Source organism: Paenibacillus sp. J22FR83, from assembly GCF_059691955.1.
In genome coordinates, this window is record NZ_JCAUAM010000003.1 from 113565 (window position 1) to 127213 (window position 13649).

The window sequence follows — 13649 nt, forward strand, 5'->3', positions numbered from 1 at the left end:
TCCTCTATAATCTTGATTCCATTTTTTTTAGTTACCTACGAGCCTGCGAGTTAATCATAAATCTCTGACGAAACAATTAAAGGCTACTAACGTCTATAAGTAAACCGCGGCAACGAATGGGAGTGAGCTTCTGCTATGACGAAAATCGAAACAGCAAGACTGCGTATAAGAGAGTATACAACAGAGGATATCTCAGCATTACATCAAGTACTTTCGGATGACCTAACAATGAGCTTCTGGCCAAGGCCCTTCGATTATTCTCAATGTAAAGAATGGATCCAAAAAAGAGGAATCGAGAATTACCAAACAGGATATGGCAGACTTGCGGTTGAACTCAAGGAAACAGGTGAAATAATCGGGGATGCTGGGCTGTTGAAGCTTGAGACAGATGGACAAATCGAGAACGACTTAGGTTACATTATTAAATCCACTTACTGGCGCCAAGGCATTGGATACGAGGCTGCAAGAGCATTAATGATGTATGGGCTCGAAGAATTACATCTAAAGCGAATATGCGCAAATATGCCGGAAACTCACCACGCTTCTAGTAGAGTAGCTGAAAAACTTGGAATGATGCTTGAAAAAAAATTTATGAATAGGAGAAATAGCAACATACTTACTTGCCTATATGTTAAATCATTGCTATCGGATAACTTTAGTTGAATCTATTTATTGAAGGAGGACCTCATAAGTTGACCCCAAAGAACGAATCAACAAAAGTAGACCTGATAACATTTCTTCTTGCACTGAGACATGATTTAACTGAGAATGCTTCCACCTGGCAGAACCAAACACTGGAGTTTTTTTTGGAAGCAATGGAGGCTTGGTTAAATGATTCAGATTTGATTTCTTATACGCCAACCTGGAGTACCTTTGCAACCTCGTTATTGGCAGGAAAGGCATACGAGTGAACTTTGCCATTAAGCTATCGTACCTTGAAAGACTATTTGTTCAAAAAGATTATCATGGTCAAGGCATTGCTTCCATCTTGGTAGGCACCCTTGAATCGGAAGCGAACAGATTGTCTCTTGTCGAGATTGACACCGATGCCAGTATTACTGAAAGATCGATTTTGGGGAAAAATGGATTAAGAGTTATAAAGCAACAAATTGTTGAACGCAACGGTACGGAAATCCCGAATTTTAAAATGAAGAAATCTTTACGCTAAAGGGGGAAGAGGTATGACATTGTGAAGTGTTTCAAGTCGTTTACGAGTGAAGCTGTCTGCACTAGCCTATGTTTCATTGGTTAGAATTCATTATTAAGCTTAGGAATTAAGAGCTATTCTAAAACCAAGATCATCAATTTTGAAATCGGGCATGCTTTTCCTTCTACTCGTTGAACCACAGTTGTTCGCAACTTCAGCCCAGCTACCTCCCCGAAAGACACTATAGTTCCCATATCGTTCAGTATCGTATAGATCCCAGCACCATTCCCACACGTTTCCAATCATATCAAAAAGCCCCCATGAATTAGGAAGCAATTGTCCTACTTGATGAACTGAACCGTTGGAGTTACCTTGATACCATGCAATTTGATCAATACTTGCATACCGATATCCCGCGGTTCCCGCTTTGCAAGTGTATTGCCATTCAGCATCAGATAATAGACGAAAGCCGTTTGCTGCCTTATTATATATCGTGTTCTTGCTTTCATTTGTGAATGTGTAGCATTCAGTATTACCAAACATGTTGGATAATTTATTACAAAAGGCAAGCGAATCCAGCCATGAAACATTCGTCATTGGCAGGTTATTTATAATCGGCTCTATTGTTTCATTATACATGACAAAATGATATAACTGCTGTGTTATCGGATACTTCATTACATGGAAAGGTTCAATCGTTTCGGTCCATAGGATAACCTTTTTATTACTTCCTGGATTTGATAAAGTGTAATCAGAACTAAGCCATTTATTCGTATTAACATAATCACGTAATTCAATAATCCCTCCCCTTACAGGTACCATTAAATTCATTAATTCTTGTAGAAAATGTTCACTGTCACTTTCTACATTTCGATTGTCATGATGACCAGCTCTCACTGTGAACCCCTCCTTTTTCCTTAGTTTTAGCTGAATAGGTCCATTTTTAAAAAAGATTTGATGCTGTATTAGCGGTATTGGCATTTATCAGGAGCTATATTTCTGAACAAGCTTTTCAAGAGCCGATAAAGCATCACCTTGAAATACCTCGGGTGGGCCAATATGATTATAGTCTGAATTCAGTAGATGTAGATCTTTTCTCAATAAGGTATACAACAACCCTAAGCAACATGCCTAACAGAGTAAACAGACTATAAGTATCATAATCATTAAACTCCATATTAGCGAGTCCATAGGCTTAAGTAATTGAATAGTTAACCTATTATAAGCCCAGTCTCCAAGGAAAAGAGGAATCCTCAAACTAGTGGAATCTACAATCCTTAAAACAAGCTTTTCCTGTTTTTTGCGAGGAAGAGCTGTTTTTGAATAGACTCGAAGACAGAAGCAAATAGAGCCTGAGTGACTTCAACAGGAAAGAGAATTGATGCGACGCGAAAGTTGAGACTTATTGATACTAGTCATTTGGAATTCTTCTTGATACTCAGGATCTGACTTAAGAAAGATCTTCAGTAGATAACCGTTTTAAGCTGTTTGCGATAATCCAGAAAAGTCTCAGAAAAAATTGTGAAATGGTAAATAAGAAAGGCCTGGAGATACTGGGATTATTGCCAAAGTTACTGAGTTTAATGGGACGGCAAAAATTCAAGAGCAGAAATCATGGTGAGGCAAGGCACCTCTGTTCAAAGCAGCTACCAAGGCATCTTATGGGGGTAAGAATTACGTTGGTACAACCGTTGAAACATTGCCCATCTGGTTAAAGTTTGAAAAGATAGGAAGTACAGTTAAGAAAATGAGAAGCAGCGGCGACTGCTTCTTGTTTTCTTTAAACTCTTTTTATTTTATATAAAGATAAACCTTTCCCTTTGAATATTGGAGACTGTAAAGTGTTAAAAGGAAATGTACAATATCATGATAAATTAGTAAGTATTTTCTACCAAGCAGTAGTCAAAACTCATACCTATCTGACAAACGAGGATAGGTATGAGTTTTACTATCAGATCGTTCGAAATGGTGCTTTGAGAGAGGTAGAAATTTGGATTGAAGTAACGAAGATCAAGAACCACTTGGTTTTATCACGATGGACGGGTCTAAAATTGAAATGCTTTTTGTAGACCCACACCATCAGCGGAGCGGTAAAGGACGCCGGTTAATTAAACATGTAGAAGCGCAAAAGGGCGCGAATCTCCGAGTTGATGTTAATGAACAAAATGATGGAGCATACATCTTTTATAAACGACTTGGCTTTGTTCGAATTGGAAGGTCTGAACTTGATTCTTCTGGCAATCCCTTCCCGCTGCTACACTTGGAGTATAGTCAGTCCTAAGTTGTGAATGTTAGCATCGCTTCATTGCTGTTTCGCCCGTTCGGGTTATCTCCATTATGCCGTACGATCGAATAAGTTGAAGGAACGCGTCGTTCTTCTCCGTATTGCCGACAATTTGAACGATCATTGAAGAGGGCCCGACGTCGATAACAGAGCATCTAAACGTATCTATTAAGCTCTGTAATTCAGTTCGCTTGGTTGACTCTAGTGTTATCTTGATGAGCATCAACTCACGGCTGACGTGGGGATTTCCTTGCAACAAGGTAATGTCCAACACGTCGATCAGCTTCTGAAGTTGGGCAACCATCTGCCTAATTTGGGCGTCGTCGCCTCGCGCAGCTATGATCATGCGAGAACGATTTTCGACTTCTGACGCCCCGACCGTAATACTTTCAATATTGTAGCTTCTGCGGGAGAACAAGCCCGAGATGCGCTGCAGCACCCCTGGTTTGTCATCGACTGTAATTGAGATCAACTGCCTGCTCATTTCGTTGCTCCTCCGTTCGGTCCAAGAATGATATCTTGAAGTGCTTGTCCTTGCTGAATCATTGGAAATACGAGCTCATCCTGAGAAACGACGAAGTCAATTAACACTGGACCTGTTGTCTCCAGCGCTTCTTGCCACACTCGCTCTGCCTGCGCTGGAGTTTCCGCACGCAACCCTTTTACTCCGTACGCCTCCGCTAGTTTGACGAAATCTGGACTGCCTGAAAGATCGATGTGACTAAATCGTCCCTCATAAACTAATTCTTGCCATTGTTTAATCATGCCGAGAATCCCATTGTTAATGACCACAATTTTTATGGGAATGTTATGGATTGCGCAAACCGCCAGCTCTTGTGCGCACATCTGCATGCCGCCATCCCCATTGATGGACACGATTGTTTTGTCTGGGTTTCCGATCTGTGCGCCAATCGCGGAAGGAAATCCGAATCCCATCGTACCCAATCCGCCCGATGTGATAAGTGACCGTGGATTCCGAAAGCGGTAGAACTGCGCCGTCCACATTTGATGCTGGCCGACATCGGTCGTTATAATCGCCTGGCCGTCTGTCGTACGGGAAATCATTTCAATGACATACTGAGGCTTTAGTTCGTCCTGCGAAGGTTCATAACCCAGCGGGAAATCCACCCTTAAACCATGCAGCTTTTTTAACCAGAGCGGCTTCTTGGTGATCCGTCCCCCGGCTAACCGGTTTAATCTTTGCAGTACACATCGAGCGTCCCCGACGATCGGAATCTCGGCAGGAACCAGCTTGCTGATTTCGGCAGCATCGATATCGATATGTGCGATGCGGGCATGCGGGGCAAACCCATCCAGTCGCATTGTGACCCTGTCGTCGAAGCGGGCACCGATTGCGATGAGTAGGTCGCATTGGATGAGCGCCTGATTGGCCGCATAAGTTCCGTGCATGCCGGGCATGCCGAGCCACAGATCGTGATCCGATGGAATAGCTCCCAAGCCGAGCAACGTCGTTGTAATTGGTACCTTCGTCCGGTTCACAAATTCGAGCAGTTCCTCGCATCCATCAGACTGTACGACACCTCCTCCTGCTAGAATCAGCGGCCTTTCGCTAGCGGATATAGCGGATATCAGTCTCTCTAGCATGTATTCATCGACTGGTAACGTTTCGGTACCCGCGATATAGCCAGGAATTTCAACTCGTTCTGGATATATGAATTTCGTCCGAGCTGCGCTGACGTCTTTCGGGATGTCGATCAGCACCGGCCCTTTGCGTCCTGATCCTGCCAGTAGAAAAGCCTCACGAATGATGTGGGCCAAATCTTCCACGCGCCTCACGAAGTAGCTGTGCTTGGTGATGGGCTGCGTCATGCCTACAATGTCGGCCTCTTGAAAGGAATCAGTGCCGATCATGCTCAAGGGGACGTTTCCGGTAATAACGACAAGCGGCACCGAATCCATATGCGCGGTGGCAATTCCCGTCACTAGATTAGTTGCCCCGGGACCGGAAGTCGCCATTACTACCCCCGTTTTGCCACACGATCTGGCATAGCCGTCTGCGGCATGTATGGCTCCTTGCTCATGTCTAGTTAACACGTGCTTAAAATCCGGATTATTATGCATGGCATCGTAAATGTACAACACGGCCCCTCCAGGGTATCCGAATACGCAATCTACGTCTTCCGTTAGCAACATATGAAGTAGAATTTCTGAACCTGTCATCCATTCTCCATTTTTTGCCGAGCCTGTTAAAATCGATGATTGATTTTGTGTTTGACCCATGTACTCATCTTCCTCCTTTATTTCGTCTCATCCTAAGTTAGCACAAAGAGGATGTCCTTGAGGCTATCCTTTCGGCTACTAGTACGGTATACTTCTAGATAAAAATGAGGTCGATACGGGGGTTAAGGCATGCAAAAGACGTTTGGACAGCAATTGAACAGGATTATGGCTGACCATTTCGTCGGACGGACTTTCGAGATGGGGTTATTCCGTGAGTTTCTAGAGCGAATGAAGGAGCATCCTGAACGAATCCTTAACGTGTTTGGCACAGCAGGTATGGGCAAGACATATTTACTTGACCGATTTACGGAGATTACAAGAGAGTTTGATAGGGTGCCTATTCGAATTCATATGGGTGAAGCAATGAACGATCAGCGTTTTATTACCCAGATGTTTGTTCAGTGCGCCGGAGATGAGGCACTGGATTCAAATCATGCGATGTCAAAAACCGATTCGCTGACAGAGCGTTGTATAAATGCGGTTCATGCTGTTGCTGAAAAACAGCAGGTCGTGCTCCTTCTCGACGGGTATGAAGAAGCAGGAGGGTTGGATCACTGGTTGAGGACGCTTTTGCTGCCTCAACTGCCACAAAATACATTGATCGTCATTGCCGGACGATTTGAATTGGAAGGCCCTTGGAGGTATACCCCAGCCTGGAAGAGACTAATCGTCCGTCTCCCGCTAGCGGAGTTATCTTATGAGGATATCCGCCAATACATGCTTCAGTGGGGGGAACAGGATGAAGCCGTCATCGACATGGTCTGGCTGCGCACGCTCGGACATCCACTCGCCATGTCCCTGTTGACCCCAATGGGAGGAGAAATGATTGTCCCAGATCGTCCCTCCCGAACGAGCACAGTGGAGAACCTACAGTTTTTACTAGAAAATTGGCTCCAGGAAGCCTCAAATGACCAAATTCGCGAATTACTGTACGCGGCTTCGATTACCCGCACATTTCGGCAGGAGCTGCTGGAGGAATTAACAGGGCAGCCAGTGCCGTCTACGGATTTCGATCGGTTAATCCAGCTCAGCTTCGTGGCCCGTACTGTTGGGGGCTGGCAATTGCACGATCTTGTCTGGGAAAACCTTCGCAGTATGTTCCGCGAGCGGATGCCAGGTAAGTTCGATCGGTTTTGTCGGATTGCAGTTGATTCGGCGATGAAAAAGATCATGGATGGTATCGGTGGAGTGAGGAACAGGGCAAGAGAACTAGCTGAACTACTTCATTTTGCGGGAAATCCGATCATGCGGGCCCACTATCGCCATTCGAGAATATCACCCCATTATTTGGAACCGATGAACGTAAGCAACATCGAGGAGCTCACGGCATTTATAGAGCGGAGGAGGACGGAGCCAAGAGCTATGAACATTCGATGCTCAGATCCGGAATTAGGGGAGATGTATCGTTTTGAAATCGCGCCTAGTGAGGGATTGCTTCGGTTGTCGCTGTTGGAAACGGATTGGTTGAGCGGCCTGCCAGAGCAAGCCGTGCAGTTGCTTCGAAGCGAGGAAGGGAAGGTTATCGGCGTGTTTGCGGCGATTCCGATTTGTGCCAAAACGCGCGATTTTCTGACGGCGGCGCCGGTGTCCCGAGCTTTCTTCCGCACACTCACGGCAGAGCGGAGACGTGCGCTGGAAGCAGCAATTGAGCAGGAGCGTGCGTGGTATCTGTACAGTGTCGACGTCGAAAATCTGGAGGTAGAACAACTCCGCTCGGACATCGTACGGCACTTATTCGACCTTGTATTGGCAGGCAGCTTGATCGTCTCGTCTCCTCCGCCTTTGCCCTATTATGAGCAGTCTCAGATTAGTCTCGGATTTGAAGAAGTGCTTGGAGCGGCACATTTCGATTATGGGACTGCAAAACCGGCCGCAACTTATTGGCTGGATACGCGGCAAGAGAAGCTAAGGTATTTCCTAGAGCGAATGATTGGACTGAAGGCCGGGACCGAAACGGAAATTAGGGATGTAGTCGTGACATATGCTAATCTCAGCGAATTGACAGAACGTGAGCGAGACGTAGCTTGTTTGCTGGCGGAAGGCCATTCAAACATGGAAATCGCTGCAGCGCTGTTCATCAGTGAGGCTGCGGTGAAGAAGCACGTCAACGCCATGCTATCTAAGTTCGATTTGAAAAACCGAACTCAATTGGCTCGGCATGTGCTGCTTAAGTGATGACAATAGTTTTCCCGTAATTTAAATAGCGTAGATGGGACTGTTGAGATCAAACCAATTGAATAGATAATAAGAAGGGGGCCGTGTAGAATGTATTTCTATACGGCCCATTCAGTATACCAAAGTTCATGTAGCAATTTTTTAAGGCAGGATCGAACTAATATTGGCGGTGTGGAACGTGGTGTTTGATACTTATAGTCCGTCGACTCCTTAACAAGTAATAGCGTAACATGAATATATGCTTATTTGATTAAAGGAGAGAAAAAAATGTTTAGCAAAAAAATATTATTGGCAATTACATGTTCAGCAATGTTAAACGGAATTACTGCAGGGAGTACTTTCGCTACGGATCCAAATGCTTCAAATGACATTCAGTTTAAAGAATTCCGCTACTTGGATAAAGAATTAGACAGAATTTCTCTGGATACGGCTTCAATACCGGATGGGACACGCGACGGTCACCTCACCGTCTTGCTAGACGCAGGAGAAGGAACAGAGATCCTATCGATTACAATGAAAACAGCCGATGCCGATGGAAGAGACACAAGTCACGGTATGTGGAAAACTTGGAAAGAGAAAACGGATATTGGTACTCTACTTGCCGTTTTTCACGATGGTAAAAGCGTCAATACAAGCTTTCAAAAAACGCTAGGCATGTTTAAAGGAAAAGTACAGTTTGAGTTATATGCTTCGGATAACAATGGAATGAAACTGGGTGAATATTATTATTTGGAAATCCTAACGAGTAAAGGACCTGTGAAATCGGATGTAGCCCCTTTTTCAGAAAATGAAGTTTCTTACGCACCCGTAGCAATTCGGGAATTTAGTTGGTTGGACTTGGATTCAGATCGTACAGGAGTTGCCGAGTTTGGCGCTGATCATGTGAAGGAAGGACATTTTAAATTAAAACTTAATTTTGCACAAAAAACAGATATTTCAGCCGTAATTCTGCGTGGAACGGACAAGGATGGCGGCAGCGCTCCAGGCATTTGGAGAACAAATAGAGCAGGAACCGGGTGGTTGCTTGGTATTACACAGGGTGAAATGGTTGTGACACCAGGATTTAAAAAGGATGTTAAAGAACCGGTTGGTTCGTTTAGGGGAAACATTGTCTTCGATTTATATGCCAATAATAATGGTTCTATAAAAAATGGCGAGTATTATCTTGTTGAGGTTGAAACTCCATATGGTACAGTCAAATCACAGCCAGTGAAGTTCGGCGACCCGGCATCCAACTATGTCAATCACGCACCGCTTGGATTTAAAAGCATATTTTTGAAGCTGGATTCCAACGCAGCAACTATTGATGAGCAAGAGCACACGCTTGAAGTGGCTCCTTTCACACTTGATGGTCGAACCATGGTGCCAATTCGCTTTATTGGGGAAGCATTAGGAGCGAAGATTGAATGGCATGCTCAAGAAAGACGAGTGATACTTCAAAAAGAAGGAAGTAAAGTTGAACTTGTAATTGATCAGAAGGATGCCTTTGTGAATGGTGCTGCTACGGAATTGGATTCACCGGCTGTCATTCGCGATGGAATAACGCTAGTCCCCGTTCGTTTTGTTAGTGAAAGTTTGAAAATGAAAGTGTTTTTTGAAGATGGAGAGATCACGATCACGGACGCGAAAGAACAGAAGAGTAAGTAGACGAGCCCATTTTCACCATAGGAGGCAAGCCAATGATTCATCAGTTAACCGAACGTTTTGTTTATATGTCCGCTGACGGTTCTGTTGACCGACCAATCCTAGGCGCAATCCTCGGAGATGATCGAACTCTCTTTCTAGATGCAGGCAACTCACTACGTCATGCGTCAACGTTCCGCGAGGCAGTGAGGAATGAGTATAACTCTCGACCTTGTATAACTGCGTTGACACACTGGCACTGGGATCATAGTTTCGGTGCGGCTTATGACCCATCATCACCGCTCGTCGCCACAGAAATGACGCATCAAGCCCTTCAACAGCTACTCGGCTTAGACTGGTCAGAGGAAGCTTTGGACGAACGTGTCAGGCAAGGAAAAGAGATCGAGTTCTGTGCTGACTATATAAAAAAGGAATATGATGGCATAGATCGAGACATCCAGGTTGTGCTTCCGAACATTACGTTTACCGAATCTTTAACGCTCCTTTTAGGTGCAGTATCCTGTCAAATCCACCATATTGGCGGTGTTCATGCAAATGATTCTTGCATCATGCATATTCCCGAGGAAAAGATTCTGTTTCTCGGGGATGTTCTCGGACCGGCAATTTACGATGGACCGCGATATTATGTTGCTCGGGATTTTCTTAGGATAGTAGAAAAGATTAAACAGTACCCAGCAGCTTGGTACATCGAGTCCCATCATAGGCCTGTTAGGGCTGAAGAGTTCTGGCAGGATTTAAACGAGTATTGTGCACTGGCCGAACTAGTTACTGAGTATGATGACCAACAGCTCATTGAACGTGAATTAGTAAATCGGATCGGCAGGGAACTGGTCGGTGGGGATAGAGAAGCCATCCATCAATTTCTGCTCGGAGAACAACGTCGTAAATCTAAACAAAGTTCAACTGACTAATACGTTTGGTAGTAACGTATTTCCCTAGGCGCTTACTACCCCCTTTACCTCTCGAGTAGTGAAAGTAAAATAGAGTGACTGGAACAAATGTTCTGTGAGTGGGGGAGACTATTGAGTAACTATGTTCGTGAAAATAATAAAATAATAAATGTGTTGGCCGCGGCTTTAATTGATCAACAGTTTGTAACTGTAAAAATTTATAACGATTCAGGGGATACTCATTTTACAGGCTTGATTACCCAAATGGATCAAGCGATAAGACGGGTGAAGTTATCACACGAGAATGGCATTGATTGGGTGCAGAAACAATCCTCACCTGTAGTGACTATTTACATTTTCATAATGAGTAATTTATCCAAAAGACTTGAGTTATCCAGTCTTTTTTTGCTGAGAGCTGAATGTCTTTTTGCAGGAAGTGTACAGACTTAGTAATGAAATTTACGTTGCTTCGTGTTCACAACCTCAAAAGGTGTAAATAACAAGCAACAAGTTCAGAGGAAATGAAAAATAACCCCGTTCTCAAATTTGAGAATGGGGTTATTAATCTTTAAATACCTCTTTAATAATAACTTTGGCCTTCTTCACATCACGAATATTATGCCTCAGGAGTATATCTACAATTTCTTGTATTTCCTCTTCTTTTTCACTTAGTTTTGTTTTACTACTTTTTGAATAACTGAATAAATCGTGAACCTCAATATCCAATGCTTCAGCAATTTTAGCTAAATTAAGCATGGAAATGTTTTTCTCAGCTCTTTCAATACCACCGATATAAGAAAAATGAAATCCTGCTCTTTCACCTAACTGCTCTTCGGAAAGCCCCTTTTCCTTACGATAATCCCGTATCCGAGATCCTATATATTTCAAAATATGATCAGACATGTCTACATCTCTTATATAAAGTGTAGACAAAGGAAAAAAGAAGAGACATACGCCGTTTGATATCAAAACTTATTTTGATAATTATATATATCAATTCTAGCAGTTGAGTCAATAATGTTACTAAGATAGTTTACTAGATTTAAGAGAAGGAGGTGATGAATAGTGATATTAACAAATTTACTGCCGTTGGATATTGCTAAGATAACTAGTGAGGGTATTAATTATAACGGTCATTTTTACACGACTCCAATTGCTATTAAGGAGCAATGGTTTCACCCATCCAATATTGATGAGAATAAAACTGTCTGCGTTTGTGCTGTTCCTGATAAACAAGATTTTATCTTGGTGCTGCTTGAAAAAGTTGGTTTGGTTTGGGCTTCAAAGAAAATGATGTCCGAACCCATAGATTCTGAAATTATAGAAGCATATTACGAGGCGTTTAATGAACTAAAGAAGAGGTGGAAAAATCAAAAAAGCAAATTGAAGAAAAAGGGGGGACATTAAACTTGAGAATGTCATTTTGTCGACGTTCGGATTTTTATCTAGAAGAAAGTTTGTCTAGTTATTTACATCGGGTTTCAATTCTAAATCGTTATGAGTCAATTTCATATATGCTAACAGAGTGTGAGATCTCATTAACAAGATATTCTAGCAATTTGTATACTCAACAACAACTCAATATCATTAGTAGTTTAACAACAAAATCTTTAGAATCACTTCATAGTCATTCCAACTCTTTAATTGAGAATCTTTTAGGCAATTATCTAGCAGTTAAATTAATTATGAAAAGTCGAGTTAAATATTGTTCAACATGTATGAAAGAAAGTGTGTATCATAAGTTACCCTGGATTCTGTTTCCTTTAAATGTTTGCCTAGAACATAGTACTGTTCTTCTTGAGAATTGTTATGGTTGTAATTCACCCATTTCACTGAGAAGTGTGATGGGTGGAGTCTGTGAGAAATGTAGATTTACTCTGACAAATGCTGTTTCAGAGAATATTGAACTAATTAATTCAATAATTGCGCCACAAATGTACTTATACAAAAGTCTATTTGTTCCTTCAATGGCTAATCCTATATTAGGATTAAAGATTGATGAATTCTTGAGGCTAGCAGATTTAAGTTATTTTTTACTAGAAGGTATGAAAAGCTACTTAGGCGATGAGCTGCTTATTTCCAGTTTTCATAAAAAGAAAAGTGATAATCGAGATAGTAAAAAGCAATCACACGCTTTTAATAATGTGTTTTGGATGTACAAAGATTTCCCCCAGAATTTCTATCGTGTGCTCGATGATTTTATTCAGAAGAAGGATTCTTCAATAATGTACGAACAGAAAGGGCAATTTGAAAAGATACTTGAGATTAAGTCATTATCTGAAGTAGCGGAAGCATATCAAAGATTTTGGATTGGGAAAATAGATCAAGGTATCGTTCGAAGGGATCTTTCTGTGTTTAAAAAGAATCCTGAATTACTAGAAAAACGTGAGTATTTAAGAAAAGATGAGATTAGAACCTCAGTTGGAACAAGCTATGCAAAGATGAACCAATTGAATGAACTGAATCAAATTACTATGCTAGCTTCGAAAAAAGGCAATAGAATGCAATATTATGTGGAGAAGAATTCATACTTAAATGCATAAATGCACTTGAAGAGAGCAGATACCTCATAACTAAAAAAGAAGCAGCACTAATGATTGGTATTCAAAAAGATTCGATACCCAAACTTATTGCAGCTGGTTTGTTGAATACCTTTCACAAGCAGTCTAGTCAGTATGAGTTGTTATCACACGATGAGGTTAAAAGTTTGGTGGAAAGCTGCCGCGGTAGTATTGTTGCAATAAGTGAGGTTCAAGGAATAGATTTACACAAGGCATTAATTACATACTCTGTGAACGGGTTAAATATTGTTAAAATTATTCAGTTCACTCGAGAGGGTATACTGAGGCCGGTTACTGATTCACTAAATGGAACATTAGCTCAGAATTATTACGTGGAAGAAGAACTGCTAAGGTGCGTGGAGTTGATTAGAAATGAGCTTCAGAATACGCAAGGTTACTATTTGCAAGATGTGATTGCTCTTTTAAAGATCGGGGAGAAGAAGGCGCTTAGGTGGATGAAAGAGGGGGTATTGGTTCCTGAGAAGATAGTTACTTTAAAGGATGGGAGAAGACGTTATTTGTTTAATAAGGAAATGATAGATGGTTTGATTTATAAAGAAGGAATCTCTGCGTAATAAGAATCAACAATTTATTATCGGATTTGTCTTAATGCAGGTGGTCTTAATGCAAGTGGTTTGTTAATCAAGAACTTAACTATAACTGTAATAACATTTGTATTATCAACTCCTTAATTTACAAAAGATTAG

General features: G+C 42.0%; 14 protein-coding genes and 1 pseudogene. 11 read left to right on the plus strand and 4 right to left on the minus strand.

What is annotated here, in order from left to right; all coding sequences use genetic code 11:
• The first annotated feature begins 135 nt into the window (after positions 1–135).
• Genes AC58PV_RS06470 through AC58PV_RS06480 form a run of 3 tightly spaced genes read left to right on the plus strand, consistent with a single transcriptional unit; the run spans position 136 to position 1168 of the window.
• Positions 136–663, plus strand: a complete 528-nt coding sequence (locus tag AC58PV_RS06470; RefSeq protein ID WP_497431455.1) for a GNAT family N-acetyltransferase — start codon at positions 136–138, stop codon at positions 661–663.
• Positions 664–692: 29 nt separating this feature from the next.
• On the plus strand, positions 693–911 hold the full coding sequence (locus AC58PV_RS06475; RefSeq protein ID WP_497431456.1) for a DUF7660 family protein: 219 nt from the start codon (positions 693–695) through the stop codon (positions 909–911).
• Positions 908–1168, plus strand: coding sequence for a GNAT family N-acetyltransferase (locus tag AC58PV_RS06480; RefSeq protein WP_497431457.1), 261 nt, complete (start codon positions 908–910; stop codon positions 1166–1168). The genes AC58PV_RS06475 and AC58PV_RS06480 overlap by 4 nt, the downstream gene beginning before the upstream one ends.
• Positions 1169–1267: 99 nt before the next feature.
• Here AC58PV_RS06480 and AC58PV_RS06485 read toward each other — a convergent pair whose 3' ends face one another.
• Positions 1268–1978, minus strand: coding sequence for a formylglycine-generating enzyme family protein (locus AC58PV_RS06485; protein ID WP_497431804.1), 711 nt, complete (start codon positions 1976–1978; stop codon positions 1268–1270).
• Between the two features lie 1010 nt (positions 1979–2988).
• Here AC58PV_RS06485 and AC58PV_RS06490 point away from each other — a divergent pair.
• Positions 2989–3428, plus strand: a pseudogene (locus AC58PV_RS06490) (GNAT family N-acetyltransferase).
• A 10-nt stretch (positions 3429–3438) separates the two neighbouring features.
• On the opposite strand, the gene ilvN reads toward AC58PV_RS06490, so the two are convergent.
• Positions 3439–3915, minus strand: a complete 477-nt coding sequence (ilvN, locus tag AC58PV_RS06495) for an acetolactate synthase small subunit (RefSeq protein WP_497431458.1) — start codon at positions 3913–3915, stop codon at positions 3439–3441.
• Entirely contained in the window at positions 3912–5672 is a 1761-nt protein-coding gene (ilvB, locus tag AC58PV_RS06500) for a biosynthetic-type acetolactate synthase large subunit (protein WP_497431459.1), read from the minus strand. Before ilvB ends, ilvN begins: the two co-directional genes overlap by 4 nt.
• 129 nt (positions 5673–5801) lie before the next feature.
• Between ilvB and AC58PV_RS06505 the strand changes: the two genes are divergently transcribed.
• The 4 genes from AC58PV_RS06505 (at position 5802) to AC58PV_RS06520 (ending at position 10831) form a co-directional block, all read left to right on the plus strand.
• A complete protein-coding gene (locus AC58PV_RS06505) occupies positions 5802–7847 on the plus strand; it encodes a helix-turn-helix transcriptional regulator (protein ID WP_497431460.1) in 2046 nt (681 codons plus the stop codon).
• 246 nt (positions 7848–8093) lie between these two features.
• On the plus strand, positions 8094–9494 hold the full coding sequence (locus AC58PV_RS06510) for a copper amine oxidase N-terminal domain-containing protein (protein ID WP_497431461.1): 1401 nt from the start codon (positions 8094–8096) through the stop codon (positions 9492–9494).
• 32 nt (positions 9495–9526) lie between these two features.
• Positions 9527–10402: an MBL fold metallo-hydrolase gene (locus AC58PV_RS06515; RefSeq protein WP_497431462.1), complete on the plus strand. Its 876-nt coding sequence runs from the start codon at positions 9527–9529 to the stop codon at positions 10400–10402.
• A gap of 111 nt (positions 10403–10513) precedes the next feature.
• Entirely contained in the window at positions 10514–10831 is a 318-nt protein-coding gene (locus tag AC58PV_RS06520) for a YolD-like family protein (RefSeq protein WP_497431463.1), read from the plus strand.
• A 111-nt stretch (positions 10832–10942) separates the two neighbouring features.
• Here AC58PV_RS06520 and AC58PV_RS06525 read toward each other — a convergent pair whose 3' ends face one another.
• Positions 10943–11284: a helix-turn-helix domain-containing protein gene (locus AC58PV_RS06525; protein WP_497431464.1), complete on the minus strand. Its 342-nt coding sequence runs from the start codon at positions 11282–11284 to the stop codon at positions 10943–10945.
• A gap of 162 nt (positions 11285–11446) precedes the next feature.
• On the opposite strand from AC58PV_RS06525, the gene AC58PV_RS06530 reads away from it, so the two are divergent.
• From AC58PV_RS06530 to AC58PV_RS06540, 3 genes are read left to right on the plus strand one after another with little or no spacing between them, the layout of a single operon-like run.
• Positions 11447–11788 carry a hypothetical protein gene (locus tag AC58PV_RS06530; RefSeq protein WP_497431465.1) on the plus strand — a complete coding sequence of 114 codons (342 nt, stop codon included), beginning with the start codon at positions 11447–11449 and terminating at the stop codon, positions 11786–11788.
• Between the two features lie 8 nt (positions 11789–11796).
• Positions 11797–12924 carry a TniQ family protein gene (locus AC58PV_RS06535; RefSeq protein ID WP_497431805.1) on the plus strand — a complete coding sequence of 376 codons (1128 nt, stop codon included), beginning with the start codon at positions 11797–11799 and terminating at the stop codon, positions 12922–12924.
• Between the two features lie 50 nt (positions 12925–12974).
• On the plus strand, positions 12975–13517 hold the full coding sequence (locus AC58PV_RS06540) for a hypothetical protein (protein WP_497431466.1): 543 nt from the start codon (positions 12975–12977) through the stop codon (positions 13515–13517).
• The last annotated feature ends 132 nt before the right edge of the window (positions 13518–13649 follow it).